Origin of the sequence: uncultured Limnohabitans sp. (assembly GCF_937889215.1) — a bacterium.
In the GTDB taxonomy this organism is placed as follows: Bacteria; Pseudomonadota; Gammaproteobacteria; order Burkholderiales; family Burkholderiaceae_C; genus Limnohabitans_A.
Map to the genome: position 1 here is coordinate 1 of NZ_CALBEX010000143.1, position 2398 is coordinate 2398.

Consider the following 2398-nt stretch of genomic DNA (forward strand, 5'->3'; position numbering starts at 1 on the left):
TTGTACCCCTTTTGTTGCATTTGCCAGCAGATCAGCAGCAAGCCACCCAGATACACAAGCTGGCTGCCGAGCCCCCAAAGTCCGTGGTCAATGAGTTGGTGCAAGTACTCGTTGTGGACGTGACCAAGACGCTTGATTTCATCAGAGTGTGCGGCCTCAGCCCACTGCCGCAAAAGTTCTTTGCGGGTGTCATGACCATGGCCAATCCATGGAGACTGCTTGATGGCCACCAGGCTGTTTTGCCACATGTACAACCGAGCTCCGACCGAGCTGTTGGCGCCCTCCGCAGTGGATTGGCTGGACACGCGTATTTCATTCACCGCATCTTGAAGTGATTGGGCTGGGCGCTGGAAAACGGGAGTTTGGCTCAGGCTGGCAAGGCAAAGCAGGATGACTGCAACAAAAGTCAACCGCCGTGGCGTGAAGTGTCTCAGGCCGTTTGGGCCTTGAAGGTTTTGGCGATGTGCCCAAAGATGGTGCAGGCCCACAGCCAGCCACCAAAACACTATGCCGTAGGCACCACGGCTTTGGCTGGCCAGTACCGCCATGACCGCCAGCAGCCCCCCAAAAAACCACAGGCGGCGGTGTGTTTGAGAAAAATCCGACTTGAGCGACAGGGCCAGCAGCAATGCGCTGATCATGGCCATACCGCCTGCCCATGGAATGGGGTGTGAGGGCAAAGCGTCACGCCCATGAAGAAGCACCCAGCTCAGGCCAAAGGCACTGCTGATGCACAAGGCGTGCGCAAGCATGACCAGGGTGTTGCGTGCCAGATTTCTATACCCAATCAAGCCATACAGGGCGCAAGCGCCAAAAAAAAGCCTCAGTTCCCCATGGCGTTCACTCCAGGGATCTGACCAATACCATACAGGTATGGCTTTGATGGTCAATGCAAATGCAGCAACCACCAGCCATGTTTTGGCCCATGGACAGTCCGCCATTCGATGGGGCTGGCGCAAGTTTTGAAAGGTGACAAAGAAGCCGGCCAGCACCAACAGCAGCCAGCTCAGGCCCATGGCTTTGCTGTTGAGTGATGAAAAGACCAACGACAAAGCAAGCGCCAGACACCACAAAGGCGGGAAAGAAACAAGCGTCAAGAAGCATCTCTCCGCCACGGCAGCCTGACGAAAGGCTCTTGCATCATGGGCTGTGCATTGTTGAGCAGTTCTTGCGACATGATCCGTTCATAAACAGCCAGATAACGGTTTGTCATGAGCTCGGCATTAAAAAGCTCAACGGCTCTTTGGTGGCAGGCTCGGGGGTCAAACTGCATGTGCTGAATGGCCTCGGAAAGTTCGGTCAGGCCGTCTGACAAGAAGCCGCATTCAGAAGAGACGATCTCTGGTAAGGCACCATAAGGGGTACAAAAAACGGGGCTGCCGAAATAAAGGCTCTCAATGACGGCCAAGCCAAAGGGTTCGTGCCATCGCACGGGGAAAACCAATCCTTTGGAATGTTGCAAAGTGGAAAACTTGATGTCGCCACCCACCATGCCCAAAAATGTGATGTTCCTTGACCATGTGAATCGAAAGCCGCGTTTCAAATTAAGTCGTTTCCCCCCCATCACCACCAGAGGCACATGCGCTTGCTTGGCCACATCAATGGCACCTTGCACATTTTTAACGCGCCATGCTGCTTTGCCAAGAAAGTGAAAGTGTCGACGCTCTGCGCGCAAATCAACGGGGCTGTAGGCGGTCCAATCGAGGCCGTTGTAAACATGGCATTGCGCACCATGGCGTTGGGCATGGTTGGCGGATACAAAAACGGTATTGGTGGGCAAAAACTCATCCGGTATGGAGTTGCCGTGTTGGGTCATCAACCAAGGTTTGTTGCATTCAAAAGCAGGTCCGGGATTGAAATGAAAATGCACCAAATCGACGTCATCTGGAATTTGGTCTTTGAGTGGCTTGCGCGGATTCAGGGGCAGGATTCTGGCAAAAGGGCAATGTGAGTTGTCGGGCACCAAAAAACTCACCTGATGCCCTTTGGAGACCAGTCCTTTGGCAAGATCCCAAATGACCCGCTCGGTTCCACCGTAAGCAAATACAGGAACAGGGGAGTGGTTGCAAATCAGGATGTGCATAGGATCACGCTTTCAACGGCTGACGCTGGCGTTGAGCAAGTCGCGGTCGTAATGCAGGGCGACATAACGGAAAAAGCATTCGAGTGCCACGAAAAAGCAATACAAGAAGCCGGGAGCGCCGTCCAAAAAAGCGCGGCGGAAAAAATAGGTGCGCGTAAAGAGCACCAAGGCCGAGGCCATGCCCCGCAGCACGCCTCCTTTTTTGCCGGCAGCGTGCCGTTTGGCCGCGCCCAGCATGGCGTACTGGGTGAGTTTTTCCAGGCTGGCATGAATGCTTTGACGAGAGTGGTGAAGCAGCCGGTGTTGGAGCATGCC

General features: G+C 54.3%; 2 protein-coding genes and 1 pseudogene. All 3 read right to left on the reverse strand.

The annotated features are described in order from the left end of the window. The coding region (locus tag Q0341_RS03625) for an O-antigen ligase family protein (protein ID WP_299510625.1) at nucleotides 1-752 on the reverse strand (752 nt) is incomplete at its 3' end. A 341-nt stretch (nucleotides 753-1093) separates the two neighbouring features. Then, nucleotides 1094-2083: a glycosyltransferase gene (locus Q0341_RS03630; protein ID WP_299510627.1), complete on the reverse strand. Its 990-nt coding sequence runs from the start codon at nucleotides 2081-2083 to the stop codon at nucleotides 1094-1096. Between the two features lie 12 nt (nucleotides 2084-2095). After that, nucleotides 2096-2398: pseudogene (locus Q0341_RS03635) on the reverse strand (glycosyltransferase family 2 protein); the annotation flags it as partial.